General features: G+C 65.1%; 4 protein-coding genes. 2 read left to right on the plus strand and 2 right to left on the minus strand.

Features of this window, described 5'->3' with window-relative positions; all coding sequences use genetic code 11:
- Positions 1–560: 560 nt before the first annotated feature.
- Positions 561–1091: a cytochrome b gene (locus G3N64_RS38425; RefSeq protein ID WP_205788797.1), complete on the minus strand. Its 531-nt coding sequence runs from the start codon at positions 1089–1091 to the stop codon at positions 561–563.
- On the minus strand, positions 1091–2185 hold the full coding sequence (locus G3N64_RS38430; protein ID WP_205788798.1) for a catalase family peroxidase: 1095 nt from the start codon (positions 2183–2185) through the stop codon (positions 1091–1093). Before G3N64_RS38430 ends, G3N64_RS38425 begins: the two co-directional genes overlap by 1 nt.
- Positions 2186–2342: 157 nt before the next feature.
- Between G3N64_RS38430 and G3N64_RS38435 the strand changes: the two genes are divergently transcribed.
- Positions 2343–2864, plus strand: coding sequence for a sigma-70 family RNA polymerase sigma factor (locus G3N64_RS38435; RefSeq protein WP_205788799.1), 522 nt, complete (start codon positions 2343–2345; stop codon positions 2862–2864).
- Positions 2861–3619 carry an anti-sigma factor gene (locus G3N64_RS38440; protein ID WP_205788800.1) on the plus strand — a complete coding sequence of 253 codons (759 nt, stop codon included), beginning with the start codon at positions 2861–2863 and terminating at the stop codon, positions 3617–3619. Before G3N64_RS38435 ends, G3N64_RS38440 begins: the two co-directional genes overlap by 4 nt.
- The last annotated feature ends 193 nt before the right edge of the window (positions 3620–3812 follow it).

Consider the following 3812-nt stretch of genomic DNA (forward strand, 5'->3'; position numbering starts at 1 on the left):
TTCGGTTCGGTTAAGAACCGGTCGCTCACTCAAAGCTGACAGGAATATGAATCACTTCATAAACCTGACTTACTTTAGTGTGAGACTCTTGATACTTTCGCTATCTGATCCGAGGATCAGCTCGCTTTCATCAAGCGCCCACACTTATCGGCTGTTAATTTTTAAAGAGCATTCTGCGAGGAACTTCGCGTTTCCCAGCAGCGCTGCGTTTTCAGCAGCAGAGAAGAGAGATTATCAACCGTTTTTTTAAATCCGTCAACAACTTTTTTAACTACTTCGTTGCGACGACTGCGGTTTAATTTCGTTTGCACTGGAGTCGCTAAAACCGACTTCAACAGCACCACTTCCCTTTTTCTTCCCGCGCTGCGTTTCCGTTAGCGCGAAAGAGGCGTGATTCTAAGCACCTGCCCCGGACTCCGCAACCCCTTTTGTGAAATTATTTTGACATGCAGTGCCGGGGGGCGCTGAACCTCTCCAGCGGTCATATATAAGCGACACGGCGGGAGCAGCCCCGGTTGCCCGTGAACAGCCCCGCCGCATCGAACGCAACCCTCCGTCGCTCACCGCCCCACCATCGCCCTCACCACACCGTCCCGCCGAATCAGCCCGTGATACAGCGCCGCGGCAAAGTGCGCGAGGAACGTCGCGAAGAACAGATACGCCAGCACCCGGTGCGCGACCCGGAGCCACGCGAACGTCACCGGATCAGCCGACACCAGCGCCGGCAGCTGCACACCACCGCCCAGCGTCACCGGATACCCGCCCGCCGACAGCATCGCCCACCCGATCAGCGGCATCGCGAGCATCAGCGCATACAGCACGAGATGCGACCCGTGCGCGGCAACCTTCTGCCACCACGGCAGATCGTCGGGCAACGCCGGCGGCTTCGACAGAACCCGAACCACGATCCGCACACACACGAGCACCAGCACGGCCACACCCAGCGGCTTGTGAATCGCTACCAGGATCTCGTGCCGCCCGGAAACGGACGCTACCATCCCCACCCCGATGAACAGCATCGCGATGATCATCGCGGCCATCACCCAGTGCAGCACCCGCGCCGGCAAGCTAAACGTCGTCGAAGCCTTCATCACCGTCCCTCCCCACTCAATCGCGCCACGCCTGCCACCCCGGCCTCTTCACTCGTCCTGCGCAGATACGAATCCGCATAGGCCGCCGACCGCGCCGCCAGCAACGGATCCCCTGACACCTGGATCCCCTGCGGCAGCACCGTCGGGTCGTAATTCACATCCCGGCACGGCCCGCTGTCCTGCGCCTCCACGCGATCGAGCACGAGCGTGCCCGCATCGATCGTCGTGCGCTGCGCGGGCCAGACCTTCGTCGCGTCGTCCACCGGATCGCCGGGCTCCGCCAGGGTGACCAGCAGCTTCCACTTCTGCGCACCGGCCGCGATGCGCTGCGTCACGTCCTGCTGCAGCACGTTCGGATCCGCGGCCGTCGCGATGTTCCCGGCGCCGGCCGTCTGCTCCGGCACGACCCGCCACCGCACCGCCTGGCGCTTGCCGGCCGCATCGACGAAGTAGAACGCGTTCAAGCCGTAATAACTTTCGGTGACGTAGCTCGCGCTCGGCTTCGCACCCTTCACCCATTCGCGGAACGCGGCCGTCTCCGGATGCGCGCCGAAAAACGCCTTCACCTTCGCCGGATCGGGCTTGCCCGTCTTAGGATCGGCCCGGGTCGCCAGCAACTGCGCGTAGAACGCCTGCGGCGTCGCCACCGGAAACACCGGCATCGCGTTCATCCCGGTTCGCCATTGCTCCCCATCCGGCGCGGTGAGCTTCAGCGCGAGGCTGCGGATCGGCACGCTGCTGTCGGGCGCATACGGATTCCCGCCCGGCAACGCGAACCGCCCGACCACCGGCGTGCGCACCGCCTTGAAGAACGGCGCGACCGAATACGCGCTCGCGGCGCCGTTGCCTTCGAAGTAACCGGTCACGCACACGCCCTTCGCGTGATTGCGCCGGAAGCCCGGATGAATGCCGCCGCCGGCCGTCTGCAGCGCATCGACGATCCGGTGCGGGGTCAGACGCGCGGGCGCAAGCCACCCGCCGACATACCCGAACGCCACGGCCACGCCGGCCACCGCGCCGCCGATCGCGGCCCAGCGCCACCACCCGCGCCCAGGCTTGCGCTGCGGCGAAGAAGAGGAAGAAGATCGCTCCATGTATATGCTCCCGATCGTCAGATCATTGTCGAACCCGCATAGGACGCCACCCGCGCAGCTTTATTCCACGACAATTTTTTTCCTATGCTGGAGGGAATAATCGATGCTCGCCGGCGTCCTACGCGGCATCTCGACCCTTTCGGCAACCGGCCCGGCCATGCCCTCCACCGCCCTCGACGACGAAGCACTGCGCGAACTCATCCCCAGGCTGCGGCGCTTCGCGCTCTGGCTCGCACGCGACGTCCACGCGGCTGACGATCTCGTCCAGTCGACGCTCGAGCGCGCACTGTCGCGCTGGACGAGCCGCCGCGACGACGCGTCGCTGCGCAGCTGGCTCTTCACGATCCTGTACCGACAGTTTCTCGACGGCAAACGCAGCGCGAAGCGCTATGCGTGGCTGCTCGGGCGCATCCGCGACGACGACGAAGCGCACTGGCCGTCCGCCGAACGCGAATTCGCGGCACGCGCGACGCTCGAAGCATTCGGCCGGCTCTCCGACGAGCAGCGCAGCCTGCTGTTGCTCGTCGCGGTCGAGGGCTTCACCTATCAGGAAGCCGCCGACCTGCTCGACGTGCCGATCGGCACCGTGATGTCGCGGCTCTCCCGCGCGCGCCAGGCGCTGCGCCAGCTCAGCGACGGCGAGCTCCCCGCTCCTTCTTTGCGATTGATGAAAAAATGAACACGCCTCCGAACGAACACGACCTCCAGGCCTACGTCGACGGCCAGCTCGACGACGATGCGCGCGCCGCGGTCGAGCGCTATCTCGCGCGGCATCCGGAGCGCGCGGAACAGGTGAAGCAATGGCGGCAGGATGCGCAGCGGTTGCGGACCGCGCTGGAGAGCGTACGGATGCCGGCGGATAACCCGGCGCTGGATCCGGCAGCGATTCGTGGACGGCGCATGGAGCGCACGCGGATGCGGTTCGCGATGGCGGCCTCGTTCGTGTTCTGCGTCGGGCTCGGGACGTTGGGCGGCTGGCAGGCGCGGGGGTGGAATGCGGCGCCGCCCATCGCGCCGATGAGCGATGCGATCGAGGCTTACCGGATGATGGTGGTCGATCAGACGGCGAAGGTGGATTACCGGCCGACGGGTGCGGGCGATTTACAGGGATGGCTCACCCGGCGTGTGGGTGCGTCGGCGAAGCTGCCGGATTTGAGCGCAGCGGGGTTCAGGCCGGTCGGCGGACGGTTGTTCACGACGGACAGCGGCGCCACGTCTGCGATGGTGCTCTATGAGGACGCAACCGGGCGGACGCTGAGCTTCTATATGCGGCCTGCGGAATCGAAACATCGGCTGCTGCCGGCCGGGCAACGCGTGGATGGCGCGCTGCTCGCGCGGTATGGATCGGTGAACGGGCTCAACTATGCAGTGGTCGGGCCGGCCGGGAGCCTCGCGGAGAAAGCGGTCGTGCAGGCGCTTGATCAGCAGACTTGAGCGGTACAATGCGCGCCCTGCTGACGGCGCTCGACGACCGTCAGCGCCCCGAATGATGCGGCTTTGCTGGACCTATCCGTGATTTCGTGGGCGGGGCATATCATGCGGAGTAAACGTCATGGATATGCCGATGAAGAAGAAAAGACAAACCGTAGCGCGTCAGGCAGCGGCCCGCGGGCCGCTGCCTGAGTTG

It is taken from the genome of Burkholderia sp. Ac-20344, assembly GCF_017104975.1.
Lineage (GTDB): Bacteria > Pseudomonadota > Gammaproteobacteria > Burkholderiales > Burkholderiaceae > Burkholderia.